We start from the raw sequence: 15,520 nt of genomic DNA, 5'->3' as shown, positions 1-15,520 counted from the left end.
GGTGTCAGCGGTGGTCTCTGGTGAGGAAGAGCAGCCGGGCCCGCTTGTCCGGCAGGTCGATCTCGGGCCCGGGGGTGAAGCCGGTCCGCAGCATCCGGCCGATCATCTTGTCGTTGCGGGTGTCCGGCTCGGCCACGATCCGGGTGTGGCGCGGGTCGGAGAACGCGTACGCGAGGAGCACGGACAGCAGGGCGGCGGTGAAGCCGCGCTCGCCCTCCCCCGTCGCCGGCGCGAGGAGCAGGTGGACGCCGAAGTCGCCCGGCCGGACGTCGTAGCACTCCCCGACCGGGTCGGCCTCGGGCTCGTACGTCTGGAAGAGCGCCACCGGCCGGTCGTCGCGGTGGACGAGGTAGGCGTGGTGGGTGGTGAGACCGTCCAGGTAGTCGTAGATCTCCAGAACCCGCATCCGGCTCGCCTCGAGCATGCCCCAGAACCGGGCCCGCTCCTCGGCGACCCAGGAATGGATCAGGCCGGCGTCGGCAGGCGGGTCCACCGGCACGATGCGGAAGACGCCGAATCCCTCGACCACCTGCTCCCACACGGCCTCGCGCCGTGCGGAGGCCGTGGTGCGTGCGTCAGGGGTCATGTCGCTCCTCAATCAGTTCGTTCCAGTCCGTGGTCACCGGCACGAGTTCGCCGTGCAGCCACAGCGGGTGCTGGTCACGCCAATGGGGGTCGCCGGGGACGCCGCTCGCGCCGAACGGGACTATCCACAGGCTCCCGTCGCGCCGGGCGAGGTCCCACACGTAGCGCGCCGCCGGGCCCCGGGCGCTGTGATGGGTGACGCCCGGCACGCTCGACGTGGACAGCACACAGTCGTGGTCGCCCGGCAGGCCCGTATCCACAGGCGCCGCGCTGTCCACAGAGCCCGCACTGTCCACAGATCCTGCGCTGTCCACAGGGGGCGAGATCGCAGGGGACGGCAGCGCCCGCCAGGGGGCGAGCCGGTGCAGGTCGCCCCAACGGACGCCGGCCTTCTCGCCACCCGCCGCCACGTCCTCCAGCGCCGCCCGGGCCCGCTCCGCGAGGGCTGCCCGGTCCAGCCCGGGCAGCAGGTCGGTGGTCAGCAGGCTCTCCAGCGCGTACGCGACACGGGGAGTCAGCGCGAGCCACGGCCGGAAGACCTCGGGAGCCTCCGCGTCCAGTCCGGCCAGGGGGGCCAGGACGGGATGGGCCGCCAGACGCCGCACCACCTCGGCCCGGACGGCCGCGTACGCCGCCGCGTCGGTGCTGGCGGCGTCCATGCGCCGGTCCCAGGCGAGCAGCCGGTCCCGCAGGCGTACGGCCTCGGGGCCGAGCCCGTCCAGCTCGGCCAGCAGGTCCAGGAGAGGGCCCGCGCTGGGCAGCAGGGTGTCGGTGTGGACGGCCGCCATGTCCCCGGCCGACCAGCGCGGCGAGCCGTCGAGCAGGCGCCTGATCCGGTCGGCGCGGTACGGCGGGGCGAACTCGACGCCGAGCGGCGCGGCGAGCCCCTGCTCGTTGGCCATGACCGTGATGCCGTGGACCGCGCGGCGGGGCATCGGTGCGTGCCGGCCGCCCCACTCGTGGCCGGGCTCCCAGGCGGGCACGGCCCGCAGCGCGTTGTCCGGGTGGCGGACGGGCACCACCCCGGCGACCCGGTGCAGCAGCCCGCCGTCGGTGTCCGCGGCGAGCACGACGTTGACGGGCTCGGCCCAGCGGTCGAGCGCCCGGTCCACGTCGGCCACGGTCTTCGCCCGCAGCAGCGCCGGCAGGGCCGCGAACCCCAGGTCACGGCGCACCCGAGGCGGGTATCGCAGGCTCACCGCCTCCCACACGCGTCCGTGGCCGGTCTCCCGCCCGGGGCGGCGGTCGGCTGCCTGGTCGTGGTCTCGGCCGGTCTCCCCCCGGACGGGCGCGTCCGCCATCACGACCGGGCCGCGCTCGGTCTCGACGACCTCGACCTCGACCGGGGCCTCGCCCGCCACCTCGACGACCTCGACGTGGGCGGTGCAGGGACGCCAGCCGTCGGGTCCCAGCGCCTCGACGCGGCCGTCCTCGCGCCGGAGCCGCTCGCGGTAGAGGTCCTGGTAGTCGGCCATGGCGTTGGTGATCGCCCAGGCGACCGAGCCGGCGTGCCCGAAGTGGGCAGTGCCCGGGACGCCCGGCACGGCCAGTCCCACCACGTCGAACTCGGGACAGGCCAGGCGGATCTGCTGATAGAAGCCGGGGTCCTCGATGAACCGGTGGGGATCGCCCGCGATCAGGGCCGCGCCGGTGGCGGTGTGGTCTCCGGGGACCAGCCAGCCGTTGCTCCCGCCGGTGCCCGGCCCGTCGGCCGCGAACAGCGCGACCGCCTCGGGTCCCAGCCGTTCGGCCACCGCCTCGCGCCACAGCTTGGCCGGGAAGTGCGCGAAGAGGATGTGGTGGGACAGCCAGATCGCCATCGGCGTCCAGGGCTCCCACCGGCCCGGCGCGAGCCCTGCCGCCTCCTGCCGCGCCGCCTCGTGCCGTGCCGTGGCGAACTCCGGTGCGCGGCGCGCCCCCTCGGGCAGCCCGGCGTTGACGCCGTCCACGTAGGCGCTCACCCAGCGCGCCGTGTCGCCGTCCAGGGCGTGCAGGCAGCGCTCGGCGGTGTCCGCGAGCCGGGCCTGCCGGGCGAAGCGGTCCCACGGGACGGCGTCCGGCCCGAGGATCGCCGCCGACGTGCCGGTGGCCCGGCGCCGCTCGACCTCGATCTGCCAGGCGCGATCAAGGGCGGTGACACGTCCCTGGGCGAAGGCCAGTTTGTACGGATCGCCCGCGCGCAGGTGGGGGATGCCCCACGCGTCCCGATACACCCCGCTCACGACGCCGTCTCCGACAGCTGGATGCTCACGACGCCGTCCCCGGCGGAATCCTCATCACCGTGTAGCCGATTCCGTACGGCGGCGGGCGGCGGGAACGACGAGCGGGGTGCCGGTCTCCGGGTCGTCGATCACTCGGCAGGGCAGCCGGAAGACCTCCTCCACCAGGTCGGCGGTCATGACTTCTCCGGGCGCCCCGGCGGCCACGACCCGGCCGTCGCGCATCGCGATCAGATGGGTGGCGTAGCGGGCGGCGTGGTTGAGGTCGTGGAGCACCGCCACGAGCGTGCGTCCGCGCTCCTCGTGCAGCCGGGCGCACAGGTCGAGGACCTCCATCTGGTGGGCGATGTCCAGGTAGGTCGTCGGCTCGTCCAGGAGCAGCAGCGGCGTCTCCTGCGCCAGCGCCATCGCGATCCACACGCGCTGGCGCTGCCCTCCTGACAGCTCGTCGACCAGGCGCCCGGCCAGGTCGGCGACCCCGGTGGCCTCCATCGACTCGCGCACCACCCGCTCGTCGTCCGCCGACCACTGGCGCAGTAGCCGCTGGTGGGGATAGCGCCCGCGGCCGACCAGTTCGGCGACCGTGATGCCGTCCGGCGCGACGGACGTCTGGGGCAGCAGGCCGAGGGTCCTGGCGACCTTCCTGGCGGGCAGGGAGGTGATGTCCCGCCCGTCGAGCAGCACGGTCCCGGCGGCCGGCCGGAGCGTGCGCGCCAGCGCCCGCAGCAGCGTGGACTTGCCGCAGGCGTTGGGCCCGATGATCACGGTGAAGGACCGGTCGGGGATGGCGACGTCGAGGCCCTCGGCGACGACCCTCTTGTCGTAAGAGAGGGTCAGCGCGCTGCCGCTCAGGCGCGGCCCGTCGTCGTGCATGCCCGCCACTCCGTTCCCATGCCCGCTGGTCTCGTACGCGATCGTCTCGGTCATATCCGTCCCGCCTTCCGCTGAGCGGCGAGCAGCCAGACGAGGTAGCCGCCGCCGAGCACCCCCGTCACCACCCCGACGGGCAGCTGGTGGCCCGCGAACAGCCGCTGCGCGGCCAGGTCGGCGCCCGTCAGCAGCGCCGCGCCCGTGCACGTCGCGGCGAGCAGGTTCGGACCGGGCGACCGGGTCATCCGCCTGGCCAGGTGCGGGGCGGTGAGCGCGACGAACGACACCGGCCCGGCGGCCGCCGCCGCCAGGGAGGTCAGCAGCACGGCCGCCGCCAGCAGGACCAGCCGCATGCCCTGCACCCGTACGCCGAGGCCGCGCGCCAGGTCGTCGCCCATCTCCGTGATCGCCAGCGGGCGCGCGCAGCCGAGCAGCACCACCGGCGCCAGCACCGCCATCGCGGCGAGCAGCGGGAGGACGTCCTCCCAGCCGCGCCCGTCCAGGCTGCCGGTGAGCCACAGCATGGCCCGTGCCGCCTCCATCAGCCGTCCCCGGGTCAGCAGGTAGCCGTTGACGCCGGTGAGGATCGCGGTGGCACCGATGCCCACCAGCACGAGGCGGTGGCCGTGCAGGCCGCCGCGCCAGGCGAGCCCGTAGATGACCACTCCGGTGAGGACGCCGCCGAGCACCGCCCCGCCCGCGAGCGCCGCGCTGCTGCCTCCGGTGACGACCACGAGGAGCGCCCCGGCCGCCGAGCCCTGGGTGAACCCGAGCAGGTCGGGGCTGCCCAGCGGGTTGCGTACGAGCGACTGGAAGACCGCGCCGGCCAGCGCGAGGGCGGCGCCCACGAGCAGCGCGGTGACCACGCGGGGCAGCCGGAGCTCGTGCACGATGAAGTCCTCGGCCGGGCTGCCGCCGCCCAGGATGGTGCGTACGACGTCGGAGGGGCTCATCGGGTAGTCGCCGCCGCCGACCGCGAGCACGCCGAAGACGAGCGCGAGCAGCAGGCAGCCGGCTCCCACGGCGACAGCCCTGAACCGCAGGGGAATACCGCCGGCGATCCTTCGGGCGGGCATCGGCCGTACAGCGCTCACGCCCTGACCTTCCTTCGCACGAAGTACAGGAACAGCGGGCCGCCCAGCACCGCCGTGACGATGCCCGCCTGCAGCTCGCCGGGCCGGGCCACCAGCCGCCCGAACACGTCGGCGCCGAGCAGCAGCACGGGCGCGAGCAGCGCGCAGCAGGGGAGCATCCAGCGCTGGTCGGGTCCGGTCAGCGCCCGGACGAGGTGCGGCACCATGAGCCCGACGAAGACGATGGGCCCGCAGGCCGCCGTCGCTGCCCCGCACAGCAGCGTCACCGCCACGATGGCGCCCGCGCGGACCCGGGCGGGATGCGCGCCGAGCGAGCGCGCGGAGTCGTCGCCGAGCGCGAGCGCGTTGAGGGGCCTGGCCAGGGCCAGAGCCAGCAGCAGGCCCGCCGCGACGAACGGCGCCATCATGGCCGCGGTCTCTCCCTGCGCGCTCGCCAGCGAGCCGACCGTCCAGAAGCGCATGGTCTCCAGCGAGGCCGCGTCGAGCAGCATCGTCCCGTTCACGTACGAGTAGAGCGCCGCGTTGATGGCGGCTCCCGCGAGCGCCAGCCGCGCCGGGGTGGCCGCCCGGCCGCCGCCCACCGCGTACACCAGCACGGACACGGCCGCCGCCCCGGCCAGGGCGAACCAGACGTAGCCCTGGAACGTCGCCACGCCCAGCAGTCCGGCGGCCGTCGCCACCGCCGCCGAGGCGCCCGCGTTGATCCCCAGCAGGCCGGGGTCGGCCAGCGGGTTGCGGGTCAGCGCCTGCATGACGCCGCCGGCGACTCCCAGCGCGACTCCGGCGAGCAGCCCGAGGAGGGTGCGCGGCAGCCGCATCTGGTGGACGACCGTGTAGGCGGCCGAGTCGGCGTCGACGAGCCCGTGCCAGACCTCGGCCGGGGAGAGCTGCCGGGCGCCGAGCCCGAGGCTGAGCACGAGGACGGCGGCCAGCGCGATCGCCGAGCCCAGCAGCGCCGCGGCGCGCCGGCCGTTTTCCGCGCGTTTTCGCGGCACCCGCGCGGGCGCGCTGATCTGCGAGGACTCTGTGACGACCACGGACTGCTCCGGTGGGGGGAGGGGGACGATTTCCACCGCCCCTCTGGACAAGAACTTAGGTAAGGGTAACCTAACTAGCGATCAACCCCAAGGCCTCCGGCCCGTGAGAGAAAGACGAACCGTGCGAAACCTGAACTCCCCCATGTCCCGTCGCGGCCTCTTCGCGGCGGGCGGAGCCGCCGTACTCACCCTGGCGCTGGCCGCCTGTGGGTCGAGCGATCCGGCGCCCTCCACCGCAGGTCAGAGCGCGAAGTCGTGGTCCTTCACCGACGACAGGAAGGAGACGATCACGGCCGGGGCCGTCCCGTCGCGGGTCGTGGCGTTCACCGGGACGGCGGCGGTGCTCGCCGACTACGGCCTGCAGGAGAAAGTCGTCGGCGTCTTCGGCGAGACGAAGCGCGACGACGGCTCGCCCGACCCGCAGGCCGGCGACCTGGACGTGAACAAGGTCACGATCCTCGGCAACGTCTGGGGCGAGTTCAACATCGAGAAGTACGCCGCGCTGCGTCCCGAGCTTCTCGTCACGCACATGTACGACCCCGGCGCCCTGTGGTACGTCCCGGACGAGAGCAAGGACAAGATCGTCAAGCTCGCTCCCGTCGTGGCCGTCAGCACGGCTCGCGTCCCGATGACCGAGCCGATCGAGCGCTACGCCGCCCTCGCCGAGTCGCTCGGCGCGGACCTCAAGGCCCCGAAGGTCGCCGAGGCCAAGGCCCGGTTCGAGGCCGCCGCCGAGAGCGTGCGCAAGGCGGTCGCGGAGAACCCCGGGATCAAGGTGCTGGCCGCCTCCGGCAGTCCCGACGTGCTGTACGTGTCCAACCCGGAGGTCAACACCGACCTCATGTACTTCGCCCAGCTGGGAGTCGACGTCGTCAAGCCGGAAAAGCCCGGCGAGGGCGGCTACTACGAGAACCTGAGCTGGGAGAACGCCGACAAGTACGACGCCGACCTGATCCTGCTCGACAACCGCAGCACCGCGCTGCAGCCCAAGGACCTGACGTCCAAGCCGTCCTGGGGCAAGCTGCCCGCCGTCAAGGCCGATCAGGTCGTCGCCTGGGACCCCGTGCCGCGCTTCTCGTACGCCGGAGCCGCTCCGATCCTGGAAAACCTGGCGACGGCGATCCGCGAAGCCAAGAAGGTCAGCTGACCGTCTTCGGAGAAATCGCCGGGGACGCCTGTCGATACCCACAAGTTAGGTTTGCCTAACCTAACTTCTAACGGTAAGGATGACGATGACCTTTCCCCATGCCGGGGCCGCGCGGCCGTACCTGTTCAACGACCGCACGGTGGAGGGGTACCGGCGGGCGATGGCCGCGGGGACCGAGCGGGTGGCGGACCGGATTCGGCGCGCCGACCGGCCGTTCAGCGGCGTGTCGCCGGAACGGCTCGCGCCGGAGATCGCCGCGATCGACCTCGAACGGCCGCTGCACGACCACGCCGCCGCCCTCGACGAGCTCGAAAGGGTCTACCTGCGCGACGCCGTCTACTTCCACCACCCCCGCTACCTGGCGCACCTCAACTGCCCGGTGGTGATCCCCGCGCTGCTGGGAGAGGCGGTGTTGTCGGCCGTGAACTCCTCGCTCGACACGTGGGACCAGAGCGCGGGCGGCACCCTGATCGAGCGCCGCCTGATCGAGTGGACGGCCGGCCGGATCGGCTTCGGCCCCGCCTCCGACGGTGTCTTCACCAGCGGCGGCACCCAGTCGAACCTCCACGCCCTGCTGCTCGCCCGCGAGGAGGCCGGCGCCGCTCCGTCGCGGCTGCGCGTGATCACGTCCGAGGCCGGGCACTTCAGCGTGCGCAAGGCGGCGAACCTGCTCGGCCTCGGGCCGGACGCCGTCGTCACCGTGGAGACCGACACGCAGCGGCGGATGCGGCCGGCCGCGCTCGCCCGCGAACTCGACCGCTGCCGCCGCGACGGGCTGGTGGTCATGGCCGTGGTGGCCACCGCCGGCACCACCGACTTCGGCTCGATCGACCCCCTGCCGGAGATCGCCGATCTGTGCGCGCGGGCGGGGGTGTGGCTGCACGTGGACGCGGCGTACGGCTGCGGCCTGCTGGTCTCCCGCAGGCGGCGGCATCTGCTCGACGGGATCGAGCGGGCCGACTCGGTCACCGTCGACTTCCACAAGTCCTTCTTCCAGCCGGTCAGCTCGAGCGCCGTTCTGGTGCGCGACGGCGCGGTGCTGCGGCACGCGGCCCACCACGCCGACTACCTCAACCCCCTGCGGATGGCCGAGCGGGGGATCCCCAACCAGGTGGACAAGAGCCTGCAGACCACCCGCCGCTTCGACGCGCTCAAGCTCTGGCTGACGCTGCGGGTGATGGGCCCGGACGCGGTCGGCGAGCTGTTCGACGAGGTGGTGGACCGCGCGGCCGAGGCGCACGCCCTGGTCGCTGAGGACCCGCGTTTCGAGGTCGTCACGCGGTCGCCGCTGAGCACCCTGGTCTTCCGCTACCTGCCGCCGGACTACCTGCGGCACGAGGGCCCGGGCCGCAAGCTCGCCGACGACGCGAACCTGTACGCCCGCGAGGCCCTGGCCGCCTCCGGAGAGGCCGTCGTCGCGGGGACCAAGGTCGACGGCCGCCACTACCTGAAGTTCACCCTGCTCAACCCGGAGACCACGATGGACGACGTCGCGCACGTCCTCGACCTCCTCGCCGGACACGCCCAGCGGTACGTGGACGACCTCGCCCCGCTCGCCGACCACTCGGAGGTAACGCATGTCCACTCATGACTTCGTCGCGATCGGGCTGGGGCCGTTCAACCTGGGCCTGGCCTGCCTCGCCGAGCCCGTCGCCGAGCTCGACGGCGTGTTCCTGGAGGCGAGGCCCGGCTTCGCCTGGCACCCCGGGATGATGCTCGACTCCGTGACGCTGCAGACGCCGTTCATCGCCGACCTCGTCACGCTGGCCGACCCGACCTCGCCGTACTCCTTCCTGAACTACCTGAAGGAGACCGGCAGGCTGTACCCCTTCTACATCCGCGAGAGCTTCTACCAGCTCCGCGCCGAATACGACGCGTACTGCCGGTGGGCCGCCGGGCGGCTGCGGAGCGTCCGCTTCGGCCATCGGGTGACCTCGGTGACGTACGACGAGGCCGACGGCCACTACGTCGTACGCGCGGTCACCGACGGCGGTGAGGAGACCGAGCACCGTGAGATTGAGCACCGGGCCCCGCACCTCGTGCTCGGCACCGGCACCCCGCCGTACGTGCCGGAGGCCTGCCGCGGCCTCGGCGGCGACCTCGTCCACAACGCCGGCTATCTCGACGCCAAGGCCGCGCTGCAGGAGAAGGAGAGCATCACCGTCGTCGGCAGCGGGCAGAGCGCCGCGGAGATCTACCGCGACCTGCTGGCCGACATCGACACGCGGGGCTACCGGCTGAACTGGGTGACCAGGTCCCCGCGGTTCTTCCCGCTGGAATACACCAAGCTGACCCTGGAGATGACCTCCCCCGAGTATGTGGACTACTTCCACGCGCTCCCGGAGGACACCCGCTATCGCCTGGAAGCCGAGCAGAAGGGCCTCTTCAAGGGCATCGACGCGGCGCTGATCAACGAGATCTTCGACGTGCTGTACGCCAAGACCGTCGGCGGCCCGATCCCGACCCGGCTGCTGACCTGCACCGAGCTGCGCGAGGCGGCCTACGACGCCGACCGGGGCGAGTACACGCTCGGGCTGCGCCACGTGGAGCAGGAGCGCGACTTCACGCTCGTCACCCAGGGACTCGTGCTGGCCACCGGCTACCGTTACGAGCCGCCCGCCTTCCTCTCCCCCGTACGCGACCGGATCCGGTGGGACCGGCACGGCCGGTTCGACGTGGCCAGGAACTACAGCGTCGACGTCACCGGCCGGGGGATCTTCGTGCAGAACGGCGCCACCCACGCCCACAGCGTCACCTCCCCCGACCTCGGGATGGGCCCCTACCGCAACTCGTGGATCATCAGCCAGATCCTGGGCCGGGAGCACTACCCCATCGAGAAGGCCATCGCCTTCCAGGAGTTCGGGGCGCCCGAGGGCGTGGTCGCATGAGCGAGCGAATCGGTAGGCACAGTGCGATTCCATGCGACCCCGAGCCGTCAGGCGAGGGGGTGGCATGAACGAGATCCTCTTCCGTCGCACGGACGACCGGGTCGGCGAGCTCGCCGTACGCCGGCTCGACCCGGAGGCCGACGCGCCAGCCGTGCACGCGTGGGTCACCCACCCCAAGGCCGTGTTCTGGATGATGCAGGACGCCGACGTCGCCCGCGTGGAGAAGGAGTACCGAGAGATCGTCGAACACCCGCACCGCGACGCGTTCCTCGGGCTGGTGAACGGCCGCCCGGCCTTCCTGGCCGAGCGCTACGACCCCGCCCGGGTCGAGCTGGCGGGCCTCTACGACGCCGAGGAGGGCGACGTCGGCATGCACTTCCTGTGCGCGCCCGCCGAGACCCCGATCCACGGCTTCACCCTGGCCGTGATCACGACGGTCATGGAGCTGCTGTTCGCCGATCCCGCGACCCGGCGGGTGGTGGTCGAGCCCGACGTGCGCAACACGGCGGTGCACACGCTCAACGCGGCCGTCGGCTTCGAGGTCGCCGGCCCGGTCGCCAAGCCCGAGAAGGACGCCCTGCTGAGCGTCTGCACCCGGGAGCGGTTCCTCGCGGCGACCGGGGAGGCGACGGCGTGAATCCCATCGACGTGGTCTCCCATCTCACCCCCGCCACCTGGGAGAAGGCCAACCGGCGGCTGGTGCGCAAGGCGCTCGCCGAGTTCGCCCACGAGCGGCTGTTCACCCCGCGCCCGCTCGGCGACGACCTGTACGCCGTGCGCGCCGATGACGGCAGGGTGGAGTATCGCTTCACCGCCACGGTGATGTCCCTCGACCACTGGCACATCGGCGAGGTCACCCGCCACCGGCTCTCCGGCGAGACCCTGCCGCTGGACGCGCTGGAGTTCGTCACCGAGATGCGCGGCCCGCTCGGGCTGAGCGACGAGATCCTCCCGGTCTACCTGGAGGAGATCACCTCCACGTTGGCGAGCCTCGCGTACAAGCTGAGCCGGCGGCCCGTCGGCGCGGCAGAGTTGGCGAAGGCAGGCTTCCAGGAGATCGAGGCCGCGATGACCGAGGGCCATCCGTGCTTCGTGGCCAACAGCGGCCGGATCGGCTACGGGATCGACGACCACCACAGGTACGCCCCCGAGGCGGCCGCGCCCGTACGGCTGATCTGGCTGGCCGCCCACCGCGCCCACACCACGTTCTCCTGCTCGCGCGACATCGACTACGAACGGCTCATGCGCGAGGAACTGGGCGAGGAGGTCCTGGCCCGCTTCACGGGCACGCTGGCCGACCTGGGGCTCGACATGGCCGACTACCTGCTCGTGCCGGTGCACCCCTGGCAGTGGTGGAACCGGATCTCGGTGACGTTCGCGGCGGAGGTCGCCGAGCGGCGGCTGGTCTGCCTGGGCCCCGGCGACGACGAGCACCTCGCCCAGCAGTCGGTCCGCACGTTCTTCAACGCGACCGCGCCGGCCAGGCACTACGTCAAGACGGCCATCTCCGTGCTGAACATGGGCTTCATGCGGGGCCTGTCCGCGGCGTACATGGAGGGCACCCCGGCGATCAACGACTGGCTCGCCGACCTGATCAGGGACGACGAGGTCCTCCGCGCGACCGGTCTGACGATCATCCGTGAGCGGGCCGCCGTCGGCTACCGCAACCGCCTCTACGAGGCGGCCACCGACCGCTACTCGCCCTACCGGAAGATGCTGGCGGCGCTCTGGCGGGAGAGCCCGGTCGCGGGTCTGGAGCCGGGCCGGCGCCTGGCCACCATGGCCGCCCTGCTGCATACCGACAGCGAGGGGCGGTCGTTCGCGGCGGCGCTGATCGAGCAGTCGGGCCTCGCTCCCGAGGTGTGGCTGCGGCGCTACCTCGACGCGTACCTCGTCCCGCTGCTGCACGCCTTCTACGCGTACGACCTGGCGTTCATGCCACATGGCGAGAACGTCATCCTGGTCCTGAACGGCGGCGCGGTGGAACGGGTGATCTTCAAGGACATCGCCGAGGAGATCGTGGTGATGGACCCGGACGCGGACCTGCCGCCCGAGGTCCGGCGGATCCGCGCCGAGGTGCCCGAGGAACACCGGCTGCTGTCGATCTTCACCGACGTCTTCGACTGCTTCCTGCGCTTCCTCAACGCGGTGCTCGCCACGGACGGCGTGCTGGACGAGGACGCCTTCTGGCGGACCGTCGCCGACTGCGCGGCGGCCTACCGGCGGTCGGTCCCGCACCTCGCGGACCGGTTCCGGCGCTACGACCTGTTCGCCGAGACGTTCGCCCTGTCGTGCCTCAACCGCCTGCAGCTGCGTAACAACCGGCAGATGGTGGACCTGGCCGACCCGTCGGCCGCGCTGCAGATGGCCGGCGAGCTGGTCAACCCCATCGCCCGTTTCGCCATTACGGCCTGAGGTCCGCGCACGCTGCGAGGGGGCGGTGACTCCGTCATGGACGAGCGGGTCCGGTGGGTTCGGAGCCGGTCGAGGCGTGAATCCGTAGCTCGGCCGGGTGCACTCGCGTGATGGGCTCGTCGTCGGCCGCGTCCGCCGCCAGGATCTCCGCGAGCAGTTCGGCGGCGCTCGCGCCGTAGGCGCGCGGGCGCAGGTCGACGGCGGTGATCGGCGGGTCGCACATCTCCAGGCTCTGGCTCGCCACGCACGACGCGAGCAGCAGCTCCTCACCGACCCGCCGTCCCAGCGACCGCAGCGTGCCGAGCGCGCGCAGGGCGCTGCCGTCCCGGGCGCAGACGAGGGCGTCGAGGTCGGGACGGGAGGCCATCAGGTCGCGCACGACCGCGTCGAGCGTCTCGGGCGAGGCGTCCACCGCGACGCCTCTAGGGACGCTGCGGAAGCGGCTTAGCGAGAAGCAGCTCCCTTCCAGGGAGCGGAGGAGTCACGACCACCGGATACGTCTTACCGCGCGCTGACCCGGCAGTTGATGGACATCGCCGAGGAGGTCTGCGAGGGCCGCCTCGTCATGTCCCACGAGGGCGGCTACTCCCCTGTGTACGTTCCGTTCTGCGGCCTGGCCGTGTTGGAGACCCTCTCGGGGCACGAGACCGGCGTCGGAGACCCCTTCGACGAGGTGTGGGCCTCCTCTCCGCAGCACCCGCTCACCTCGTGGCAGGACGACGTGCTGAAGAAGGCCGAACAGCTCGCCCGCAGCCTTGGCCTGCTCGCCGGCGGGCCTACGCCGGGGCGTACGTGAGGCAGTCGGCCTCGTCCTGGGAGTAGCCGATGTCGATGCCGGGCGCCTGGCATTCCAGCGCCACGTTGTGTCTGCAGTCGGACATCTTGCAGGCGCCCACCCGGCCCACGGTCTCCTGGTCGCCGCCCCGGGTGGGCGCGGTGAAGAACGTGTCGCAGTGCGCGTGTGACGCGTCCCCGACCGTGATGGCGGTGGCGTGGCACATGCCGTCGCGGTTGTACGCGCACGAGGTGGCCTCGCAACGGTTGACTACGGGCATCTCCATAAGCGGCTGTTCCCCCCTGACGATCGTGGCTTTCGTCCTGGCTCATACCGCCTTCGACCAGGTCGGCAATCTCCGCCGCGGTCCCAGACTCGGCCAAGGCACGCCAGGGGGGAGGGATCAGAGCGTGGCGGCCGACCGCGTCACCCAGCTGTCCCGGTCCTTCAGCAACTCCTCGTGGAGCCGCGGCTCGGCGTCGAACAGCGCCAGCGCCTCCCGCTGCGGCAGCGACCGCGCCACGAGCGCGTCGGCCGCCGCCTTGCGCGCCCGCCACCGCTCGATCGGCTCGGAGGAGGGCAGCAGCCGGGTCGGCACCGCCTGGCCGAGCAGGACGCAGTCGATGCCCTCCAGCCCGTAGAACGTCGGGGCGGTGAGCTCCAGATATCTGCGCGTCAGCGTGTCGCGCATGCGCAGCGGCGCGCCCGCGGCGTACACGTCGAGCAGGGGCTGCAGCCCGGACACATCCGTACGGGTGCGCGCCTCGCGCCAGAAGGGCGTGTCACGCCGGGTGTTGAAGCGGTAGTGGACCGACAGGAACCATCGGATCTCGTCCCACTTCTTGCCCAGGACGGCGTTCACCACATCTCGGCCGACCGGGTCGGACCAGGACGCCGGGAGCGAGGTCACCAGCGCCAGGATGCCCTGCGTGATCATCAGCAGCCCGCTGGACTCCAGGGGCTCGACGAAGCCGTAGGAGTTGCCGATCGCCATCATGTTGCCTCGCCAGGCGAGGTCGTGCCGCCCGACCCGGAACCGCACCTGGCGCGGCGGGGTGATGCCGGGGAACCGGCGGGCGAGCTCGGCGGCGGCGTCCTCGTCGCTCATCGCGGCCGAGGAGTACACGTACCCGTGGTGGTCGCTCTCCCTCGTGGGAATGGTCCAGCACCAGCCCGCGTCCATCGTGGTCGCGGTCGTGTACGGCTTGAGATGACCGCCGTGCTCGGTGTTGCCGGTCACCGCGGAGTCGGTGAACAGGCTGTCGGCGTAGCTGTGGAAGGGCGTCTCCATGGCCTTGCCGAGCATCAGCGAGCGGAAGCCGGAGCAGTCGACGTAGAAGTCGAACGACAGGCGGCGGCCGTCGGTGGTGAGCAGGTGGTCGACCCACTCGTGCCCGCCCAGCACGACGTCGGCGATCTTGGCATCGATGTGCCCGACGCCCCGCGAGCGGGCCAGCGACGTGAGGAACCGTACGAACCGCTCGTTGTCGAGGTGATAGGCGAACGCCAGATACTTCATGAGCGAGATCGGCGCGTCGTCCGGGCCGAACACGGGGGTGCGATCCGACTTCATGAGCAGCGACTGCAGGGTGAAGGCGTTGATGTCCCCCTGCTCGGCCAGGGAGCCGAGCACGCCCACGGAGTTGGCGGCCCAGTCGAACGGCGCCATGAAGCCGTCGGGGTTGGGTCCCCAGTCGAACCTGATGCCCAGCTTCCACGTCGGCTGGACCTCCCGGTAGAGCTCCAGCGGGTCGATGCCGAGGTAGTGGTGGAGGAAGGTCACCATCAGCGGCACCGTGGCCTCGCCCACTCCGATGATCGGCACGGTGGAGGACTCGACCAGGGTGACCTCCAGCCAGGGCCGCTTCGCCTGCAGGGCGAGCGCGGTGAGGTAACCGGCCGTGCCGCCGCCGATGACCCCGACCGTGCGCACCGCGCGGGGGTCGTCGTCGCGGGGCCGGGTGAACGCCGCGGCCGCGCGTTCCCGGCCGGTGGTGAGCCCGCGGTTCGCGGTCCCGTCCGGTCCGCTCAGCCAGCCGCGGACCAGCGCTCGCTCGTCCTCGCTCATCGGGGCGGTCAGCTCCTCCAGCATCTCGGTCAGCGTGCTGGCGGCGTCGCGGGGACTCCTCGGCATGGCAGGGCTCCAATCCGCCGTCGGGGTCAGTCGGTTGGCACGTTAAGTTCCACGAGTTCGGATTCGGTTCAGCGGCGGTATGGAACCGATTTCGCCTTGGCGGGAGAGACATCGGACCAGGGGTGCGGGCGCGGGTTCGTTCACCCGCGTGGGAGCGGTGCCGCGGTCACCTGGTGGACAGGCTCCGTCCGGCCGCCCGTCGCACACCGCAGCTGTCGGTGTGGTGCTCCCCTTGGTCAAGCCGGCGTGCACGCGGTGAGCCTGTTGCCCCCACGGTGACGCTCATGAGTCCGCGTCGGTCTCGGCGGCGCCGGCCTGCTGCGGTTCGATCTGGGCGAGGCGCTTGCGCAGCGCGG

At 72.1% G+C, this 15,520-nt stretch carries 14 protein-coding genes; 6 read left to right on the top strand and 8 right to left on the bottom strand.

The window, feature by feature from the left end; all coding sequences use genetic code 11:
- Positions 1 to 4 precede the first annotated feature (4 nt).
- Genes ACQEVJ_RS45095 through ACQEVJ_RS45075 form a run of 5 tightly spaced genes read right to left on the bottom strand, consistent with a single transcriptional unit; the run spans position 5 to position 5,805 of the window.
- The gene (locus ACQEVJ_RS45095; RefSeq protein WP_433111995.1) at positions 5 to 586 is read right to left on the bottom strand and encodes a GNAT family N-acetyltransferase; all 582 of its coding nucleotides are present in this window, start codon (positions 584 to 586) and stop codon (positions 5 to 7) included.
- Positions 576 to 2,807: a penicillin acylase family protein gene (locus ACQEVJ_RS45090; protein WP_433111992.1), complete on the bottom strand. Its 2,232-nt coding sequence runs from the start codon at positions 2,805 to 2,807 to the stop codon at positions 576 to 578. The genes ACQEVJ_RS45095 and ACQEVJ_RS45090 overlap by 11 nt, the downstream gene beginning before the upstream one ends.
- A gap of 54 nt (positions 2,808 to 2,861) precedes the next feature.
- Positions 2,862 to 3,677: an ABC transporter ATP-binding protein gene (locus ACQEVJ_RS45085; protein WP_433113303.1), complete on the bottom strand. Its 816-nt coding sequence runs from the start codon at positions 3,675 to 3,677 to the stop codon at positions 2,862 to 2,864.
- 50 nt (positions 3,678 to 3,727) lie between these two features.
- Entirely contained in the window at positions 3,728 to 4,768 is a 1,041-nt protein-coding gene (locus ACQEVJ_RS45080; RefSeq protein WP_433111989.1) for a FecCD family ABC transporter permease, read from the bottom strand.
- Positions 4,765 to 5,805 carry a FecCD family ABC transporter permease gene (locus ACQEVJ_RS45075; RefSeq protein WP_433111986.1) on the bottom strand — a complete coding sequence of 347 codons (1,041 nt, stop codon included), beginning with the start codon at positions 5,803 to 5,805 and terminating at the stop codon, positions 4,765 to 4,767. Before ACQEVJ_RS45075 ends, ACQEVJ_RS45080 begins: the two co-directional genes overlap by 4 nt.
- Before the next feature lie 121 nt (positions 5,806 to 5,926).
- Between ACQEVJ_RS45075 and ACQEVJ_RS45070 the strand changes: the two genes are divergently transcribed.
- The 5 genes from ACQEVJ_RS45070 (at position 5,927) to ACQEVJ_RS45050 (ending at position 12,255) form a co-directional block, all read left to right on the top strand.
- Positions 5,927 to 6,952 carry an ABC transporter substrate-binding protein gene (locus ACQEVJ_RS45070; RefSeq protein ID WP_433111983.1) on the top strand — a complete coding sequence of 342 codons (1,026 nt, stop codon included), beginning with the start codon at positions 5,927 to 5,929 and terminating at the stop codon, positions 6,950 to 6,952.
- An 85-nt stretch (positions 6,953 to 7,037) separates the two neighbouring features.
- Entirely contained in the window at positions 7,038 to 8,543 is a 1,506-nt protein-coding gene (locus tag ACQEVJ_RS45065; RefSeq protein ID WP_433111980.1) for a pyridoxal phosphate-dependent decarboxylase family protein, read from the top strand.
- Positions 8,530 to 9,840 (top strand): lysine N(6)-hydroxylase/L-ornithine N(5)-oxygenase family protein, encoded by a 1,311-nt coding sequence (locus ACQEVJ_RS45060; RefSeq protein ID WP_433111977.1) that lies wholly within the window; start codon positions 8,530 to 8,532, stop codon positions 9,838 to 9,840. The genes ACQEVJ_RS45065 and ACQEVJ_RS45060 overlap by 14 nt, the downstream gene beginning before the upstream one ends.
- Before the next feature lie 64 nt (positions 9,841 to 9,904).
- A complete protein-coding gene (locus ACQEVJ_RS45055) occupies positions 9,905 to 10,477 on the top strand; it encodes a GNAT family N-acetyltransferase (RefSeq protein WP_433111974.1) in 573 nt (190 codons plus the stop codon).
- A complete protein-coding gene (locus ACQEVJ_RS45050; RefSeq protein WP_433111971.1) occupies positions 10,474 to 12,255 on the top strand; it encodes an IucA/IucC family protein in 1,782 nt (593 codons plus the stop codon). Before ACQEVJ_RS45055 ends, ACQEVJ_RS45050 begins: the two co-directional genes overlap by 4 nt.
- A gap of 34 nt (positions 12,256 to 12,289) precedes the next feature.
- On the opposite strand, the gene ACQEVJ_RS45045 is transcribed toward ACQEVJ_RS45050, so the two are convergent.
- The gene (locus ACQEVJ_RS45045) at positions 12,290 to 12,667 is read right to left on the bottom strand and encodes a substrate-binding domain-containing protein (RefSeq protein ID WP_433111968.1); all 378 of its coding nucleotides are present in this window, start codon (positions 12,665 to 12,667) and stop codon (positions 12,290 to 12,292) included.
- 114 nt (positions 12,668 to 12,781) lie between these two features.
- On the opposite strand from ACQEVJ_RS45045, the gene ACQEVJ_RS45040 reads away from it, so the two are divergent.
- Positions 12,782 to 13,051: a hypothetical protein gene (locus tag ACQEVJ_RS45040; protein ID WP_433111965.1), complete on the top strand. Its 270-nt coding sequence runs from the start codon at positions 12,782 to 12,784 to the stop codon at positions 13,049 to 13,051.
- On the opposite strand, the gene ACQEVJ_RS45035 is transcribed toward ACQEVJ_RS45040, so the two are convergent.
- The gene (locus ACQEVJ_RS45035) at positions 13,032 to 13,310 is read right to left on the bottom strand and encodes a DUF1540 domain-containing protein (protein ID WP_433111962.1); all 279 of its coding nucleotides are present in this window, start codon (positions 13,308 to 13,310) and stop codon (positions 13,032 to 13,034) included. The two genes, ACQEVJ_RS45040 and ACQEVJ_RS45035, sit on opposite strands and share 20 nt — an antisense overlap.
- Positions 13,311 to 13,433: 123 nt before the next feature.
- Positions 13,434 to 15,164 (bottom strand): tryptophan halogenase family protein, encoded by a 1,731-nt coding sequence (locus ACQEVJ_RS45030; protein ID WP_433111959.1) that lies wholly within the window; start codon positions 15,162 to 15,164, stop codon positions 13,434 to 13,436.
- Positions 15,165 to 15,520: the final 356 nt, after the last annotated feature.

Origin of the sequence: Microbispora sp. CA-102843, assembly GCF_050936215.1 — a bacterium.
Classification (GTDB): Bacteria; Actinomycetota; Actinomycetes; order Streptosporangiales; family Streptosporangiaceae; genus Microbispora.
Note: the sequence above shows the minus strand (reverse complement) of the source record. Positions and strands in the feature narration are given on the sequence as shown.

Bases quoted from the DNA above. Each gene is read 5' to 3' on its own strand.
- ACQEVJ_RS45055 (WP_433111974.1), top strand. From the start codon at position 9,905: ATGAACGAGATCCTCTTCCGTCGCACGGACGACCGGGTCGGCGAGCTC.
- ACQEVJ_RS45040 (WP_433111965.1), top strand. From the start codon at position 12,782: ATGGACATCGCCGAGGAGGTCTGCGAGGGCCGCCTCGTCATGTCCCAC.
- ACQEVJ_RS45095 (WP_433111995.1), bottom strand. From the start codon at position 586: ATGACCCCTGACGCACGCACCACGGCCTCCGCACGGCGCGAGGCCGTG.
- ACQEVJ_RS45035 (WP_433111962.1), bottom strand. From the start codon at position 13,310: ATGCCCGTAGTCAACCGTTGCGAGGCCACCTCGTGCGCGTACAACCGC.
- ACQEVJ_RS45060 (WP_433111977.1), top strand. From the start codon at position 8,530: ATGTCCACTCATGACTTCGTCGCGATCGGGCTGGGGCCGTTCAACCTG.
- ACQEVJ_RS45065 (WP_433111980.1), top strand. From the start codon at position 7,038: ATGACCTTTCCCCATGCCGGGGCCGCGCGGCCGTACCTGTTCAACGAC.
- ACQEVJ_RS45085 (WP_433113303.1), bottom strand. From the start codon at position 3,677: ATGCACGACGACGGGCCGCGCCTGAGCGGCAGCGCGCTGACCCTCTCT.
- ACQEVJ_RS45030 (WP_433111959.1), bottom strand. From the start codon at position 15,164: ATGCCGAGGAGTCCCCGCGACGCCGCCAGCACGCTGACCGAGATGCTG.